This window comes from Nigerium massiliense (genome assembly GCF_000826085.1).
In the GTDB taxonomy this organism is placed as follows: Bacteria; Actinomycetota; Actinomycetes; order Propionibacteriales; family Propionibacteriaceae; genus Propioniciclava; species Propioniciclava massiliense.
In genome coordinates, this window is record NZ_CCYM01000002.1 from 62610 (window position 1) to 78425 (window position 15816).

Below are 15816 nucleotides of genomic sequence, written 5' to 3' on the forward strand. Positions count from 1 at the left end.
TTTCAGTCCCACTCCATGCCGCCGCGCCGGTACTCGTAGAAGTACGCGATGCAGAGCAGGAGGACGAACACGATCATTGCCAAGACGACGAAGATGCTGAGCTGGTCGAAGGCCACCGCCCACGGGTAGAGGAAGGCGATCTCGATGTCGAACACCAGGAACATCATCGCGGTCAGGTAGTACTTCACCGGGAAGCGCCCGCCGCCGCGGGGCTTCGGTGTCGGGTCGATGCCGCACTCGTAGGGCATGTACTTCGTCTTGTTGTAGCGCTTCGGCCCGATGAACAGGGACGCGAGGATCATCACGCCCAAGAGCAAGGCCGAGAAGAACAAGACCCCGAGGATCGGAACATAGGGGCTCATCGCCAACCCCATCCCTTCTGGTGCGAATCGGTCATGCCGAGGGGACCACCTTGGTGGCGGCCGTGATCACCTTGTCCATCCAATCACCATCCTTGGTGTCGTACAGGTGGGCGAGGAGTTTCATCGTGAATTTCATCAGGGTAGGCCGGGGCAATCCGTACTGCACGCACACGTGCATCACCCGCGGGTCGTTGATGAGCTTGACGAAGATGGTGCCGAGGCGGAAGTAGCCGCCGAGAGACGCCTTCACCTGCGTGGCGTAGCCGCGCAGCGCCTTCTCGGCGGACGCGGTACCCACGCCGCGGTAGTGGGCCTCGGCGATCGCGTCGGCGGCGAACTCGGCCGCCTCGAGCGCGTAGGCGATGCCCTCGCCGTTGAACGGGGAGATCATGCCGGCGGCGTCCCCGACCAGCAACAGGCCGCGGCTGTACAGCGGCTGGCGGTTCAGGCACATCGGCAGCGCCGCTCCGCGGACGGGGCCCACGATGTTGCGGAAGCCCCACTCCTCGGGCGTCCCTTCGAGCCAACGCCGCAGCTGCGCGCGGTAGTCGACCTTGCCGAGGTCGGACGGCTTCGCCGCGACGGTGCCCAGGCCGACGTTCACCAGCCCGTTGCCGAGCGGGAAGGCCCAGCCGTAGCCGGGCAGCAGGTTCGACTGGCCGGGACGACCGTCCCACAGCTCCAGCCAGGAGTCCAGGTACGGCTCGTCGGAGCGCGGCGACTCGACGTAGGTGCGCACGGCGACGCCCATCGGGCGGTCCTCGCGCTTCGCCAGACCCATCGCGAGCGCCAGCCGGGAGCTGTTGCCGTCGGCCGCGACGACGAAGGGGGCGCGGAACTCGCGGCCGTCCTTGCAGCGGACGCCGACGATGCGGTCGGTGCGCGGGTCGAGGATGGGCTCGGAGACGTTCGCGTCCTCGACGAGCGTCGCTCCCCCGGCCTCCGCGTGGCGGGCCAGGATCTCGTCGAACTCGGTGCGGGCGCGGGCCAGGCCGTAGGACGGGAACTCGCTCAGTTCGGGCCACGGCAGGATCAACTCGCCGGTGCCGCCGCCGAAGACGCGGAGGCCGGTGTTGTGGTGCCAGCCGGCTTCCTCGGACGTGTCGATGCCCAGCCGGATCAACTGCTTGGTGACGCGGGGGGTCAGGCCGTCGCCGCAGATCTTGTCGCGGGGGAAGGTCGCCTTCTCGAGCAGCACCACGTCCAGACCGCGGTTCGCGAGGTGGCGGGCGGTCGCCGCGCCGCCGGGACCGGCACCCACGACGATCGCGTCGGCTTCCACGACGCGGCCAAGCGCAGCCTGGTCAACGTCCACCGATGCTTCCTTCCCTGGAATCCCTGGCCGCCTGAGGGGGCCGAACCGGGCCACAGTCTAGGCGTAACGTTTCGATAGAGCCATTCGAGCGCGCCGGGCGAGACCCGATGCCGGACGCGGCGTCGCAACGGGGTCAGCGTGTGGGCCGCTGGACCTTGATCTTCTCCTTGGACGCCGTCGCGCGCTGCGCCTCGGCGAGCTTCTGCTGCTCCTTGGCCTCGTCCTGCAGCTCCTCCATGCTCGTGCCCGAGCGGAGCAGCATGTAGACCACCAGCGCGATCGCCGGGGAGACCCAGATCGGAGCGCCGAGCAGCAGCGGCGCCGTGACGACCACGACCACGTCGATGCCGCGGAACAGGTTGAAGATCAGGGACGGCTGGATGCCGCCGGCGTTGGTCGCCATCATGGGGCGGCTGTAGTCGACCTGCTTGGCGGTCTGCCAGCGCACGGCACCCAGCAGGCCGGCCGCGGCGATCGACACGGTGACGATCAGCGCGTCCAGGGGGGTGCGGCTCGTGCCGCCGGCGATGCCGAGCACGGCCGGGTAGACCGCGACCGACCACAGCAGCGCGAGCACCGCGGGCACCACCATCGTCGCGTTACGGATCTCCGCGGTGGAGAACGGCATCGTCCGGGCCAGGCCGCCGGTGCGGCTCAGCACGCGCATGCTGCCCAGGAACGGGACCATGGCGGCCAACAGCGCCAGCCCGGTGACGAACGGCATGAAAGAGCCCAGGCCCAGCGCGTCCGCGGCGTACGGCACGAGCGCCGCCGCGACGAGGCCGAGCAGCGGCTTGGGGAAACGCGCGATGCGCTGCAGGTCGCGCCAGATCAGGGCTTGGACGCCGAGGCCGCGGCCGGGCGTCGGCTTCACGTGGCCGCGCGCGACGGCGTCCCGCTCGACGAGGATGTCGCGAGCCAGGCCGAGGTCGAGCGCGAAGGCCGCGCCCTGCATGCCGCTGACCAGCGAGCCGCCGCTCAGCAGGCGGGCGCGGCGGATCTGGGAGAGCCGGCGGTACGCCAGGACGCCGCAGACGACGGCGACGACGCCGGCGACGATCGCCAGCACCCACGGCGCCTCCGCCATCCAGGCGGGGGTGAGCAGGGGCACGATCGACGCGGCGACCAGGACCATCCAGACGACGACCGCCGCGGCCACGACCGAGAAGAGCGCCTGCAACACCCGCAGGACGGCCGTCCGCTCATAGGTCTGCTCCAGCGCCGCCAGCGCGATCATGGCGACGGCGGTGAGCGCGATGGCCAGCGTCCAGGCGCCCCCCAGCAGGAGCGTCATGCCCGAGAGTGCAGCGACCAGCGCCGCGACCACCGCGGCGAGACCGAACGCCAGGCCCAGCGCGGAGCGGAGGCGTCCGCCGAGCAGGCGGGTGCGGGAGACGGGGGCGTCCATCAGCCAGAAGCCTTCGGCCGCCGAGGCCAGGACCGGGCCGAAGATGCGCGCGGCGGCCAACGTCAGGGCGGCGGTGCCGGCCAGCAGCACCCAGGGCAGCAGCGTCCGGCCGGACTGGCACGCGGTGGTGTTGCAGCCCGCGGCGCCGTGTTGGCTGTTGAGCAGCAGGTTGATCACCATCGCGCCGATGAGCACGAGGCTGAAGATCATGAAGTAGGCGTCCCCGAGCACCTGGCCGAGCGTCCGGGAGGCGCGGCCGTGCCGCCACTGCTGCATCAACGTGTGCAGGGCCTTCTCGTCCACGGGTTCGGGCTCGACGTCGCCGAGGAACGTGAACGTCCAGGTGCGTTCCTCCCCCGCGTCGACCTCGGACGCGGCCGTCGCCCCGGTTGCCACGTCCTCGGGCGTGGCGTTGGCCTGGGCGCGGATCAGCTTCTTGGACTTCTTGCTCACCGGGCGTCCTCGGTCTCGTCGGCGGCCGTGTCCGCGTCGGCGACGTCGGCGTCCTCGTCGTCGAGCTGTCGTTTGGGGCCCATCAGCCGAACGGTGCGGGTGGCGACGGTGTCGACCAAGTGGGGCTCGTGGCTGGCCATGATGATCGCCAGCCCCCGCTGACGCTCCTCCTTCAGCCGGGCGGCCAGCCACGCGACGCCCTCGACGTCGAGGCGCTGCTCCGGCTCGTCCAGCACCAGCAACTTGCGGGGGCGGACGAACGCGGTCGCCAGGGCGAGGCGGCGGCGCTGACCGGACGAGAGCGTGCCGGGCAGCTGCCCCGACTGCGGGACCAACTGCACCTCCTCGAGGATGTCGTCGACGATCGCCTCCGGGTCGGGGACGCCGTGCGCGCGGGCGAGCAGGTCGAGGTGCTCGACGACGCTGAGGTCGGGGAAGAAGTCGAGGTCGTCGATGACCGTGGCCATGCCGCGGCGGATCTCCGGCTTCGTCTCCGACATCCGCAGGCCCTCGAACTCGATGCGGCCCTCGTCGGGACGGTCGGCGCCGATGAGGAGCCGCAGGATGGTCGACTTGCCGGCACCGTTGCGTCCGGTGAGCGCGATCGCCTCCCCCGGGTAGACCTCGAGGTTGAAGTTGTCGACGATCGTGACGGGCCCGAAGGACTTCGTGATCCCGGACGCGGTGAGCAGCGGCGTGCGTTTGGCCATGGGGCGATTCTCCCCCACATCGCAACCCGGTTCCGAATCACCGGCGCGTCCCGGGACGCCCGCGGCCGCGGCGGGTCGCGACAGCCCGACGGGAAACTGTCGGACTTAAGTGGGAGGATGGCCGCCGTGACGAAGAAGGATGCCCGTGCCACGCTCGCCAAGCGACGCGCCGACGTCGCCGCCATGTTCGACGGCGTCGCCTCGCGCTACGACCTGATGAACGACGTGATGACCGCCGGCCATCACCGCCGCTGGCGCGGCGAGGTGGTGCGCGCGGTGGCGCCCCGCCCTGGCGAGCGCATCCTCGACCTGGCCGCCGGCACCGGCGGATCCAGCAAACCGTTCGCCGACGCCGGCGCCGTCGTGGTCCCCACCGACCTGTCCTACGCGATGCTCGCCGAGGGCAAGCGTCGGCACCCCGAGCTGGGCTTCGTCAACGCGGACGCCCTCGCGCTCCCGTTCGCCGACGACACGTTCGACGCCGTGACCGTCAGCTACGGGATGCGCAACTTCGAGCACACCTCCGACGCGCTGGAGGAGATCCGCCGGGTGACGAAGCCGGGCGGGCGCCTGGTGAGCCTGGAGTTCTCGACGCCGACGTGGGCGCCGTTCCGCACTGTGTACCGGCAGTACCTGCTGGGCGCGATCCCGGCGGTGGCTAAGCTGGCGTCCTCGAACCCGGCCGCCTACAGCTACCTGGCCGAATCGATCCTGGCCTGGCCCGACCAGTCGACGTTCGCGGCGACCATGGCCGAGGCCGGCTGGCGCGACGTCGAATGGAAGAACATGGCCGGCGGCATCGTCGCACTGCATCGCGGGGTGGCCTGAGCGCTCCATGCCGCACCCCTTCACCCTGGACGCCTACGCAGCCCGCAGCTGCAGCCTCAAGACGGTCAACGCCTTCACCCCCGGCCTGACGCCGCCCTCGTCGGCGGACGTCCCCACGCCGATGTTCTTCCACGACGCCGACGGCATCGAGGCCGAGGTGTTCGGCAGGCTGCTCGCCGGCGTCGATGGTGCCGTCGACCTGCGCGACCTCGCCGACTCCGAGACGCGGGAGGCCGCCACCGCGGCCGCGATCGCTGCGCGCGCCCCCCTCATCGTGGGCGGCCTCCTCCCCCGCGACTGGGAGCGCCACCGCAGTGGCCGGCCGTCCGCGCTGCTGCTCGACCCCGATCGTTCCGGCTACCGGCCCGTGCAGGTGAAGTTCCACCGCGTCCTGGAGTCGCGGCCGACCGACGAGGTCCGCCTCGAGTACTCCACCTTGGACGCCCCGCGCGACGTCCGCACGCACGACGGCCGACGGTTCCGCTGGGCGCAGCGGCTCCGGGCGGCGCTGCAGCTCGCCCACTACCGCCGCATGCTCGAGGCGATGGGGGCGGCGTCCGATCGGGCCATCGGCGGCGTCGTCGGCCTGGAGCGGGTCGTCGTGCCCGGCGGGGATCCCTCGAACCCCCTGCCGGTGATCACCTGGCTCGACCTGGACGAACCGGTCGTCCCGCCGAACCCCGAGACCGTCCCCGTCCCGGAGGACGCCGAGCCCCTCAGCACGCTCCAGCGTTACGACGCGGAGCACGCCCGCCGCGTCGAGTTGGCCACGTCGGCGATGGAGGGCACGCCGCCCGCCGCGACGCTGCTGCCCGTCATCCACCGCGAGTGCGCGTTCTGCCCGTGGCTGGCGCATTGCACCGAGCGTCTCGACGCCGACGACCTCAGTGTTCGGCTCACCAAGATTCCGCTGGACGTCCACGAGGTGCGCACGCTGCGCTCCCTCGGCCTGGCGACGGTCGACGACCTCGCGACAGCCGACCTGGACGCCCTCGAACCTGACTACCTGCCACGCGTCAGTCACCGCGTCGGCGGCGCGGAGCGTCTGCGGCTCGTCCAGCGGCGAGCCCGGCTCATCGCGGCCGGCGTCGAGCTGGAGCGCCAGACGACGGGGCCGCTCGACCTGGCGGGGCACGACCTCGAGATCGACCTCGACGTGGAGACCTCCGCCGACGATCGGGTCTATCTGTGGGGCTTCCTCGTCGACGACCGTCGCACCGGCGAGCGCTACTACCACCACGTGAGCGCGTTCGCCCCGCTCGACCGCACCCAGGAGCGCGACCTCGCCTTCGCCGCGATGTCGTGGCTGCGCGCGCTGGTCGACGGCCGGGACGCCGCCGTCTATCACTACTCCGACTACGAGGTCGTCCGGCTCAAGCGGCTCCTGTCAGCCATGCGTGGCGATCAACTCGACCTGGCCGAGTGGGCACGCGGGTTCGCGGCCGACGCCTTCGTCGACCTGTTCACCACCGTCCGCACCAACTTCTTCGGCGCGAACGGGCTCGGCCTCAAGGTCGTCGCCCCCGCGACGACGCCCTTCCGCTGGCGCGACGAGGACCCGTCCGGCCTCAATTCCCAGAGCTGGTTCGACGAGGCCGCCCACGATCCCGATCCGCTGGTGCGGGAGACCTCGCGGCGACGGGTGCTCGACTACAACGAGGACGACGTGCGAGCGACGTGGCACCTGCGCGCCTGGTTGCGCACCCTCAAGTAGCCGCTCAGACTCAAACAGTCCGTTTCACTTAGCGCATCCCGTTGGGTGAGGGCGATGCAAAGATGACGCGACCGCGTGAAAGGAAGCCCCGTGTCGCATTCGTCCGCCTCCTCAGCCCTGCCTCAGCAGCACCACGTCTCACCGGAGCAGATGCGCAAGATCGCTGTGGCCTCCGTGATCGGCACCACCGTCGAGTGGTACGACCTGTTCCTGTTCGCCACCGCGTCCGCGCTGGTGTTCAACAAGGCCTTCTTCCCGAACTTCGACCCGCTCGTCGGCACGATGCTGGCGTTCGGCACCTTCGCGGCCGCCTACGTCGCCCGCATCGTCGGCGCGATCCTGTTCGGACATTTCGGCGACCGGTTGGGCCGCAAGTCCATGCTGCTGATCTCGCTCATCGGCATGGGCGCGGCGACCTTCTGTATCGGTCTGCTGCCCGGCTACGACGCCTGGGGCGCCGCCGCGCCGTTCCTGCTCCTGACGCTGCGCATCATCCAGGGCCTGGCACTGGGCGGCGAGTGGGGCGGCGCGGTGCTGATGACCGTCGAGCACGCCCCGGCCGACCGCCGCGGCTTCTTCGGCTCGCTGGTGCAACTGGGCGTTCCCGTCGGCACGTTGATCGCCAACCTGGTCTTCCTCGCCATGGCGGCCAACCTCAGCGAGGACGCCCTCGTCGCCTGGGGCTGGCGCGTGCCGTTCCTCGCCTCGATCATCCTGATCGCCATCGGTTTCTACATCCGCCTGCGGCTGGAGGAGACCCCGGCTTTCCAGCGTGTTCGCGAGGAAGGCGCCGAGGCCAAGATCCCGTTCGCCACGCTCATGCAGAGGTACTGGAAGCAGGTTGTCCTGGGCGGTTTCGCGACGCTGTCGACGGGCTCGTCCTTCAACATCCTCGTGGGATCCGGCCTCAACTACGGCAAGCAACAGGGCTTGACCAACACCCAGATGCTGATCGCCGTGATGGTCGCCTGCTTCGTCGGAGCCTTGCTGTTGCCCCTGTTCGGAGCCTGGTCCGACCGCATCGGCCGGAGGCCCATCATCCTGGCCGGCATCGTCGCCGAGATGGTCGCCGGCTTCGCGCTGATCTGGTTGATGGACCACGGGTCGATGGCCCTGACGATCCTCGGCTACGTGATCATGATCGTGGCCTTCGCCGCCAACTACGGACCGATCGCGACGTTCCTGGCCGAGCAGTTCGGCGCCAAGGTGCGCTACTCGGGGCTCTCGGTGGCCTACATGCTCTCGGGCCTCCTCGGCTCCGCCACCACCGCTCCCGTGACCACCTGGTTGCTCGGCGTCACTCACTCTGGCTACGCGTTCTCGTGGTTCATGCTGGGCACGGCGGCGCTGTCGTTGATCGCGCTGCTGATGCTGTCCGAGACCAGCAGGTCCGACATCAACGCCGTCCATGAAGCTCCCGCCGAGGGGACTGACTGATGACCGGCGCGCTGCGACGGGTGCGGTCCGCGCCGGGGCACCTCGCCCCGGTCGGGCCGTACTCGCAGGCTGTTGTGATCGACGGACTCGTCTACACCGCCGGCCAGGTGCCCCAGGACGCCTCCGGGGCGCAGCCGGACGCCTTCGCCGACCAGGTGCGGCAGGCGATCGAGAACCTGGCCGCGGCCCTCGCCGAGGCCGGCTCGTCGCTGCGGCACGTCGTGAAGGTCAACACGTTCCTCACCAGCCTCGACCAGCTGGCGCCGTACAACGAGGTGTACGCCGAGTACTTCGCCGACGCCCTGCCGGCCCGCACGAGCGTGTGCGTCGACCTGTGGGGGGTCAGCCTCGAGATCGAGTGCGTCGCCACCGTGCCCGGAGATCTCCCGTCCGACCCGCTGCCCCCGGAACTCGCCGTCGGCCTGCCGGCCGGGCTGGCGGACAAGCTCACAGCCGTGGAAGTGCCCACGCTCGGACACTTCCTCGAGGACGGCTTCCTCGCCCCGGCCGTCGGCCTGCTCACGGGTCCCCGGCGGGTGATCGGGCGGGCCGCGACGTGCCGCGTCGGGGAGGCCGACGCGTTCGCGGTCAACCGTGCGATCGCCGCCCTGCGGCCGGGCGAGATCCTTGTCGTCGACATGACCGGGGACCACCGACACGCCTGCATCGGCGCGGTGACCGCAACCGCGGCGCGCGCCCGAGGCTGCGCCGCGATCGTCGTCGACGGCCTCGTCACCGACCTGGACGCCTTGGGCCGCATCGGCGTCCCGGTCGCCGCCCGCGGCACGACGGCCCTGACGACGAAGCGCAGGGCATCGGCTGTCAGCGCCATCGGAGTCCCGGTGGACGTCGGCGGCGTCCGGATCGAGCCGGGAGACCCGGTGCTGCTGGACCGCAACGGCGTCTGGGCCGGTCGACCCGAGGCTCTCGACGGGGTGATCGACGAGGCGTGCGCCTCGGACGCGGCCGAGCCCGGGTTGCTGGCCCGCCTGGACGCTGGGGAATCCGTGGCCACGGTGCTCGCGCTCGGGCCTGATCAGGGATGAAGCCGACCCCAACCGTGGGTCGGCCGCCCCACGCCAGTACGAGGAGAAGAGAAGGGGGGTGCGGCTCAGGCGATCGCCAGGCCGACGAGCAGGCCCGCGGAGCAGACGAGTTCGGCGATGCCGACGAGCTTCAGCACGTGGATGAGGAGGAGGCCGCTCGCGCCGTCCAGCATCAGCCGCACGGGACCGATCAGGAAGACCGCGCCCACGAGGCCGAGCAACGCCCACCAGCTCGTCGCCGCGGCCACCTGGACGACGCCGAACAACGTCGCGGCGATCAGCACGACGAAGAACCAGCGCGTGTTCCGGTCGCCGAGCCGCACCGCAAGCGTCCTCTTGCCGACCTGCGCGTCGCCCGCGATGTCGCGCAGGTTGTTGCAGACCAAGATCGCGCAGGCCAGCGACCCGACGGCCAGCGCCGCCCACCAGGACGCCTCCGGCACCCGGCCCAGCTGGACGAACGTGGTGCCGGCCACCGCGACGAGGCCGAAGAACACGAAGACGAACACCTCCCCCAGGCCCGCGTAGCCGTACGGGTGCTTGCCGCCCGTGTAGAACCAGGCGGCCACGATGGCGGCCGCCCCGACGGCCAGCAGCCACCACGCCTGCGTCATCAGCGTCAGCGCGAGGCCAGCCGCGGCCGCGATCGCGAAGCACCCGAACGCAGCCCGCTTCACCACCGCCGGGCTGGCCACCCCCGAGCCGACGAGCCGCTGCGGACCCGACCGGAGCTCGGCGGAGTCCGTCCCCCGCACCCCGTCGGAGTAGTCGTTGGCGAAGTTCACCCCCACCTGCAGCGCGAGGGCGACGACGAGCGCCAGCAACGCCCGCTCCCAGCGGAACCCGTCGTAGAAAACCGCCACCGCGGTGCCGGCGAGGACAGGCGAGAACGCCGCCGGAAGCGTCCGCAGGCGAGCCCCTTCGATCCAGTCGGCCACCGTCGCCACGCGTACTCCCGTCTCACGCTCGTGCAAATCGCCCCATTCTCCCATCGGCGCCCGCCCCATTCCGGATCAACCCGCCGTGGCGGGACGCCCGTCGGGGTCTGCCGGTTCACCCCTGCGCGCGCCTGACCGGCGGGTAATGTGAGTCCATGGCCCGCGTGGTGTTGATCGTCCTCGTCGTCGCTCTGGTGATCTACGCCCTCGTCGATCTGCACCAGGCCGAACGCGACACCACGCGCCTCATGCCGTGGTGGTTGTGGCTCGCCGCCGTGCTGTGCCTGCCCGGCGTGGGGGCGCTCGGCTGGCTTGTGCTCGGACGCCCGACGCCGCCGGTGAGCTCGGGCGGCCGCCCGCCCAAGCCCGGCGTGGGGGCGCTCGGCTGGCTTGTGCTCGGACGCCCGACGCCGCCGGTGAGCTCGGGCGGCCGCCCGCCCAAGCCGCCGCGCGCACCGGACGACGACCCCGACTTCCTGCGGGGGCTGTGAGCGGACGCTACTGTCGCGGCTCCACTGGCGGAACGATGCCGTCCTCGATGGCCCGCCGGAACAGCTCGAGCTTGGACGCCGCCGGCCGGTCGACCTGCGTGTACTTCGCGCGGATGCGCTTGAGGTACTCCTTGACCGAGTTCTCGGTGATGTAGAGCGTCCGCGCCACCTCAGGGATCTCCAGGCCGGCAGCGTACAGGCTGAGCACCTGCCGCTCGCGGGCGCCGAGGTTGGCCGCGACGTAGTCCTTGTCGCCCTCGATCGCCGCGAGGATCTCCTGACTGATGACGTGCTGGCCCTGGGCGACGGCGACGATGGCCTCGATCGTCTGCTGGATGGGCTCGGCCTTGCGACACACGCCTTCGGCCCCGCCGGCGAGCGCGCGGCGCAGCAGCCTGATATTGTCGGCGATGGAGTAGACGACGACCTTGTAGCCCTCCGAACGCAGCGCCTCGGCGTTGTCCTTGGGATCGGAGCCGTCGGCCAGCTGCAGGTCGAGCAGGACGACGTCGGCGTCGCCGGCCCCGGAGAGGAAGTCGACGACCGTGCTGTTGGAGCCGACCAACTGGACGCGGTCGTCCCCGCTTTGGGCAAGCCCGGCGGCCATGCCGAACCTGATGGCTTCGTGATCGTCGATGATGGCGGTGCGGATGGGTGCGTGGAGGTTCTCTGTCATGGGGTGCTCGTCGCGATCATTCCGTTGTTGTCGATGGTGGTCAGTTGGGTCTGTCCCGCTGGATCCACCCGCAGAATAGTAACAACGTCCTTATATCCTTCCGGGGCGGTTCTTGCCACGATTCTGCCCCCTTGGGCACCGCGAACCAGCCATTCGAGGTGCTCCAGCGTGTTCCGCTTCACAGCGGGCGGCAGCCGTCCACCCCGATTGTCGACCAGCGTGATGTCGACGCCGCGCAGCCGGGCCTGGGCGATCGCCGCCGACAGGGCCGGAGACTTCAGGTTCGACGCACGGATGTTGTCGCGCAGGGTGCCCTCCATCAGCAGGCACTGGCTGCGCTCCTCGGCCGTGAGCATGTACTCCGGGTCGGCGATCTTGCCGAGCATGGCTCCGACGAGCGCCTGCAGGTCGCTCAGCCACACCTCGCGCAGCACCAGGTTGCTGAACATCGCCGCGTTGGCCTCCACCGCCTCCTTCGAGGCGAACTGCGCGCTCTCCAGCTCGGCCGCGATCGAGTCGAACCACCACAGAAGGAACGCCAGGATGGCCAGCCAGGCGGGGGGCATGATCGTGACGAGGATCAGGTCGCCGAGGGCCGGGCGCTGCAGGATCCCGGCGATGCACACGATGACTGCGTAGTCGCCCGCGCCTGTCCAGGCCTGCACGGGCTTGTCGCGCACCATCAGCATGATCAGGATCAGCATGACCGCGTTGGCGAACCATGAGGTGTGACCCGGCCACCCGCCGGGCGGCATGGCCAGGAGATTCATCGCCGTGATCGCCAACGTGACCGCCACGATCGTCCACGCGACCCAGTCGGGCATCTGCCAGGTCTCCGATCCCCAGAGACACAGCCCCACGGCGATGACGGTCAGCACCAGGGTGACCGCACCCAGCACCGGGAGGGCGAGCAGCGGGAGCGACATCGCGCCCACGAGCAGGTAGATGACCAGCAGCGCGGCCGCGACCAGGCCGAACGGACGCAGCGCCATCCGCGACAGCAGCGGGTGCAGGTCGGGGCTCGCCAGGGCCTTCATGCGCGGGGTCGGCGCGGGCTGGCTCCGCTCGCCGGCCCAGTCGAGCCGGACCGCGGTGCCCTGCCCGAGGGCCGATCTCACGTTCGCGTTGCCGCCGATCGACTTCATGCGCTCGTGCAGCGAGACCCGGATGCCCAGCCGCTCACCGGGCACCTCGTCGGGATCGAAGCCGACGCCGTCGTCGATCACGTCGATCTGCAGGAAGATGCGCCGCCCGACGGCCTCGATGGAGACCTCCACCTCCACGTCGGTGGCCTGGGCGTGTTTCTCCGCGTTCAGCGCCGCCTCGCGCGCCGCCTGGGCGAGGACGCGCACCGAGGGCTGCGGGAGCGTCACAGGGAGGTCGGGCACCTCGCCGTGCACCTGCGCCTTGGGGCAGACGCTCGAGACGACGTTCGTGACCAACGCGACCACCTGGGCGGCGGGCACCTCGGCGGTGGAGTCGGCCCCCAGCCCGGACGCGGCGATACGTTCCAGCGTGAGGGACGCCTGCTCGGCGAGCGTGTCGTCGCGCTCCGTGGTGCGGGCGGCGGCGACCAGGGTCGTCATCACCTCGTCGTGCACCAGGGCGTCGAGCCGGGTGCGCTCGTCGATCAGGGCCTGGTTGACGGCCGTTTCCATGCGCTGGTTCTGCGTCTGCACGAGCGAGTCGTCGAGCTCGCGGGTGGCCTGTCGCAACAACGCCAGCACGAACAGCAGGGTCGCGGGTTGGACGACGAGGAGCAGAGCGTCCTGCAGCGCGATGCTCCAGTCGACCTGGCCGCCGCTCGGCGTCAGGCGTACGGCGAACAGCACGACGCTGAGGACGGCGGCGTAGAAGACGCCCGCCCGGATCGTGAAGGCCAGCGCCGCGCAGACCGTGCCCAGGCCCAGGCACATCCACAGCCACGGGGTGCCGACGAGCTCGGCACCCGGGCGCCATGCGAGCGGCCACGTGACCAGGCCGACCAGGACGAAGGCGGCGTACAGCGCGGCGAGCGCGCCGATGCCGCGACGGGACCAGGCATACAGCGGCATGAGGAAGCTGACGGCGAGCAGACCCCCGCCGATGACGGCCAGCCAGACGCTGTGCAGGGAGCCGAGCTGGTCGCTGGCGAACGCGATCGCCGGCAGCAGCGTGACGATGCAGAAGACCGCGACGGAGCAGTCGATCCAGCGCCCGAAGCCAGCGGTCGTGAGGTCGACGGCGGGGAGGGCTTCCGGACGTTCCGGGACAGCGTCAGCAGCGATCATGGCGTCGCCTGGTCGCTCGGCAGTCACCGGTCTCCTCCGAAGGCCCGTCGGCCCATCCCCCAGGTCGGCACAGGCGACTCTCACCGGGCTTGCCGGCGCGGGGCCGGCGTCGACCTACTCACGTCCGGTCAGTGTAGGTCGGACGGGTGGGTGCTGACTCCCCTTTCATGGCAGAAGTTTGGCGAACTCTTGGCTACGCTCCCCGACCGGACACCCCCACGTGAACCCGGTCCGTGGCGCACGCCGCCGCCGCGCGTCAGCCGAGGACGTCCGGGGCGACCGCGGCGGAGGCGTCCACGGGCTTGGTGAGCAGGCCCCGGTCGGCCATGAAGCTGGCCATCGCGGACCACCGGGAGGCATCGAGCCGGCCGTCGATCGTGCCGTCGCCGCGCCACAGCGGCAACGTCGCGTCCAAGGAGGCGCGCGCGTGCTGCTGGGCGGTCTTGTCGGTCTCGATGGCGGGCACGAACGACGTCGAGTCGGTGATCGCGGCGGCGGGGTCGTCCACCGTCGCCTTGACGCCGGCGACCATGCCCTCGGCGACGGCCTTGACCAGCGCGGGGTCGGAATCGAGCGTGGCCCGGTTGGTGATGAGGCAGATGCTGACCAGCGGGACGTCCCCGCCGGTCAGCGCCACCTCGCGGATGGCGACGCCCGCCGCGTCGAATTGCACGGCGTCGTTGTTGGTGAAGCCGACGATGGCGTCCACCTTGCCGGTGGTGAGCGCGGCCTGCTGCGTGTAACCGATCTCCTGGATCTTGACATCGGACTCGGACAGCCCCGCGCTCTTCAGGGCGACCTGCAGCCCGAACCAGGTCTCGCCGAACCGGCCCGGGACGCCGACGGTGCGGCCCTTGAGGTCCGCGGCGGTGTGGATCGGCGAGGACGCCGGGACGATGAGCGTCACCGGGTAGGTCTGGTAGTACTGCGCGACCGCGACGAGGTCCATGCCGCCGGCGCGGGCCTGCAGCATCTCGTCGCCGCCCGCGATGACGAACTGCTCCTGTCCGGCGGCGAGCGCGGTGAACAGTCCCTCGTTGGCCCCGTGGTGCCGCAGCGTCACGTCGGCGCCGGTGAACAGGCCGCGCTTGCTGGCCACGTAGAACGGGGCGAACTGGACGTTGGGGATGTACGTCAGCCCGACCGTCGCGCTCCTGGGGCCGGACGCCGCTGGCGCGCCCGACGTGGCCGTCCCGCTCGAGCAGCCCGTGACGAGGAGGGCGAGAAGCGTGAACAGTGTGGCCAGGTGAGGCAGGGGCGCGGAGCGCATGGGGTTCCTTTCCTAGCGGCCGGAGGTCGGCCGGAGCGATTCCATGACACGCGAGCGACGTTCGATCACGTGGATGAGCGTGTAGAGCAGGGACGCGAGCGTGCCCAGGATGGCGATCGTGGCGAACATCCCGGTGGTGTCGAGCGCGTCACGCTGCACCGTCAGCAGTTGGCCGAGGCCGCGTCCGCCCATCACCATCTCGCCGACCACCGCGCCCGTCACCGACAGGGCGAACCCGTTGCGCAGGCCGCCGAGCACGTTCGGCAGTGCGAGCGGGAGCTCGATCTCGGTCAGCAGCCGGAGGCCGTCCGCGCCGTCCATGCGGGCGGCATCGACCACGAAGGCGTCCACGTGGCGCAGCCCGACGACGGAGGCGACAAGGATCGGGAAGAACACCATCAGCGCGCACAGCAGGACGATCGCGACGAAGCCGTAGCCCACCCACAGCACCAGCAGGGGCGCCAGAGCGATGGCGGGGATGGCCTGGGTGGCGCCGAGGAACGGGGTGACGGCGGCGTTCACCCACCGGGAGCGATGGATCCAGATCGCGAGCGGCAGCGCCACCACCGTGCCGAGCAGGCACCCGCCCAGCGACTCGATCACCGTCGTGGTCAGGTAGGGCCACACACTGCCCAGCAGCAGATCGGCGAGCCGCGCGGCCACCGCGCCCGGCGCCGGCAGGACGTAGGCGGGCGGGTCCGCCAGCCAGATCGTCAGCTGCCAGCCCAGGACGAGGACGGCCGCCAGCGCCCAGGGCGCCAAGCGCGTCGCCCCCGCCCCCGGCCGGCGCCGGGCGGGCGCGGCGGCGAGGTCGCCGACGTCCCGCTCGGGGCGGGTGCGCTGCACTGTCGTCACGTTCAGCCTCCGGTCGAGTGAACCGGGGCCGTGACGAGGGGGA

General features: G+C 70.9%; 14 protein-coding genes. 5 read left to right on the top strand and 9 right to left on the bottom strand.

Annotated elements, in window-relative coordinates; genetic code table 11:
* Positions 1-2: 2 nt before the first annotated feature.
* From BN1187_RS01790 to BN1187_RS01805, 4 genes are all read right to left on the bottom strand, one after another.
* Positions 3-362, bottom strand: a complete 360-nt coding sequence (locus BN1187_RS01790) for an NADH-quinone oxidoreductase subunit A (protein WP_040159646.1) — start codon at positions 360-362, stop codon at positions 3-5.
* A 31-nt stretch (positions 363-393) separates the two neighbouring features.
* Positions 394-1677 (bottom strand): geranylgeranyl reductase family protein, encoded by a 1284-nt coding sequence (locus tag BN1187_RS01795; RefSeq protein ID WP_097677294.1) that lies wholly within the window; start codon positions 1675-1677, stop codon positions 394-396.
* Positions 1678-1810: 133 nt separating this feature from the next.
* The gene (locus BN1187_RS01800; RefSeq protein WP_052462169.1) at positions 1811-3538 is read right to left on the bottom strand and encodes a DUF6297 family protein; all 1728 of its coding nucleotides are present in this window, start codon (positions 3536-3538) and stop codon (positions 1811-1813) included.
* A complete protein-coding gene (locus tag BN1187_RS01805; protein WP_082034439.1) occupies positions 3535-4248 on the bottom strand; it encodes an ABC transporter ATP-binding protein in 714 nt (237 codons plus the stop codon). Before BN1187_RS01805 ends, BN1187_RS01800 begins: the two co-directional genes overlap by 4 nt.
* A 117-nt stretch (positions 4249-4365) precedes the next feature.
* Between BN1187_RS01805 and BN1187_RS01810 the strand changes: the two genes are divergently transcribed.
* The 4 genes from BN1187_RS01810 (at position 4366) to BN1187_RS14550 (ending at position 9273) form a co-directional block, all read left to right on the top strand.
* On the top strand, positions 4366-5076 hold the full coding sequence (locus BN1187_RS01810; protein ID WP_040158215.1) for a demethylmenaquinone methyltransferase: 711 nt from the start codon (positions 4366-4368) through the stop codon (positions 5074-5076).
* Between the two features lie 7 nt (positions 5077-5083).
* On the top strand, positions 5084-6790 hold the full coding sequence (locus tag BN1187_RS01815) for a TM0106 family RecB-like putative nuclease (protein WP_040158218.1): 1707 nt from the start codon (positions 5084-5086) through the stop codon (positions 6788-6790).
* A 90-nt stretch (positions 6791-6880) separates the two neighbouring features.
* A complete protein-coding gene (locus BN1187_RS01820; protein WP_040158221.1) occupies positions 6881-8227 on the top strand; it encodes an MFS transporter in 1347 nt (448 codons plus the stop codon).
* Positions 8227-9273, top strand: a complete 1047-nt coding sequence (locus BN1187_RS14550; protein ID WP_218184551.1) for an RraA family protein — start codon at positions 8227-8229, stop codon at positions 9271-9273. Before BN1187_RS01820 ends, BN1187_RS14550 begins: the two co-directional genes overlap by 1 nt.
* 65 nt (positions 9274-9338) lie before the next feature.
* On the opposite strand, the gene BN1187_RS01835 is transcribed toward BN1187_RS14550, so the two are convergent.
* Positions 9339-10220: a 1,4-dihydroxy-2-naphthoate polyprenyltransferase gene (locus BN1187_RS01835; RefSeq protein ID WP_040158223.1), complete on the bottom strand. Its 882-nt coding sequence runs from the start codon at positions 10218-10220 to the stop codon at positions 9339-9341.
* A gap of 146 nt (positions 10221-10366) precedes the next feature.
* Here BN1187_RS01835 and BN1187_RS01840 point away from each other — a divergent pair, with 146 nt between their 5' ends.
* The gene (locus BN1187_RS01840; RefSeq protein WP_052462170.1) at positions 10367-10702 is read left to right on the top strand and encodes a PLDc N-terminal domain-containing protein; all 336 of its coding nucleotides are present in this window, start codon (positions 10367-10369) and stop codon (positions 10700-10702) included.
* Positions 10703-10709: 7 nt separating this feature from the next.
* Here BN1187_RS01840 and BN1187_RS01845 read toward each other — a convergent pair whose 3' ends face one another.
* The 4 genes from BN1187_RS01845 to BN1187_RS01860 form a co-directional block, all read right to left on the bottom strand.
* The gene (locus BN1187_RS01845) at positions 10710-11378 is read right to left on the bottom strand and encodes a response regulator (protein WP_040158227.1); all 669 of its coding nucleotides are present in this window, start codon (positions 11376-11378) and stop codon (positions 10710-10712) included.
* Positions 11375-13648 (bottom strand): sensor histidine kinase, encoded by a 2274-nt coding sequence (locus tag BN1187_RS01850; RefSeq protein WP_040158230.1) that lies wholly within the window; start codon positions 13646-13648, stop codon positions 11375-11377. Before BN1187_RS01850 ends, BN1187_RS01845 begins: the two co-directional genes overlap by 4 nt.
* Before the next feature lie 256 nt (positions 13649-13904).
* The gene (locus BN1187_RS01855) at positions 13905-14918 is read right to left on the bottom strand and encodes an ABC transporter substrate-binding protein (RefSeq protein ID WP_040158232.1); all 1014 of its coding nucleotides are present in this window, start codon (positions 14916-14918) and stop codon (positions 13905-13907) included.
* Between the two features lie 12 nt (positions 14919-14930).
* Complete coding sequence (locus BN1187_RS01860) at positions 14931-15773, bottom strand: ABC transporter permease (RefSeq protein WP_235750546.1); 843 nt, start codon at positions 15771-15773, stop codon at positions 14931-14933.
* Positions 15774-15816: the final 43 nt, after the last annotated feature.